Raw genomic sequence first — 944 nt, 5'->3', positions numbered from 1 at the left:
AACCGGATCCGGGGAACCCTGCACGTCGACGTCACGATCCGCAGTTTGTTTGAAGCGCCTACAGTGGCGCAGTTGGAAGCGCACCTGGAGCCTGCCCGTTTGCAGCGCCCGCTGCTTGAAGCACTGCCACGGCCGCCAATCATTCCCTTGTCGTTTGCTCAGCAGCGGCTGTGGTTCCTGGCGCAACTGGAAGGCGCGACGTCGACGTACAACGTGCCCTTTGCCTTGCGGTTGCGCGGCCCACTGGACCAACAGGCGTTGGTCGCGGCGCTGGCCGATCTGGCGCAGCGCCATGAGAGCTTGCGCACCGGTTTTGCCCTGCACGATGGCGAACCTTCCCAGGTGGTGCTGACGGATCTGCAGCCGGCCTTACGCACTGTGGCCGTGACCGAGGCCACACTGCCTCAGACTTTGGCGGCACACGCCAACGAACCGTTTGTGCTGGACCCGTCGCCGCCTTGGCGGGCGAGCCTGTTGGTGTTGGGGCCGCAGGAGCATGTGTTGCTGGTGGTGCTGCACCACATCGTCACTGACGGCGCCTCGCAATGGCCGCTGGTGCGTGACCTGGCCCAGGCTTATCAAGCCCGAAAGGCCGGGCACGCGCCCGGTTGGTCACGCCTGCCGATTCAATACGCCGATTACAGCCTCTGGCAGCGCCAGTGGCTGGGCGAAGAGGGGGACGAACACAGTGCGTTAGCTCATCAATTGGCGTACTGGCGTACAGCGTTGCAAGACCTGCCGGTACAGATCGCTTTGCCGACGGATCGCAGTCGCCCTGCGCTCGCCACAGCGCGGGGAGGCAGTGTCGAGTTTCGCCTGAGCGCGACGCTGCACCAGCGTTTGCTGGCGGTAGGGAGAGCGCGTCAGGCCACGTTGTTCATGGTGTTGCAAGCCGGGTTCTGCGCGCTGTTGAGTCGCTTGGGCGCAGGTACCGATATTCCCAT

At 64.4% G+C, this 944-nt stretch carries 1 protein-coding gene; it reads left to right on the top strand.

The features are described 5' to 3' along the window. Positions 1–944: condensation domain-containing protein (locus AC07OT_RS30950; protein WP_495109883.1), on the top strand; the 944-nt coding region annotated here is incomplete at both ends.

This window comes from Pseudomonas sp. GW821-FHT09C10, from assembly GCF_059418085.1.
This window is presented reverse-complemented; position numbering and strand designations above follow the sequence as displayed.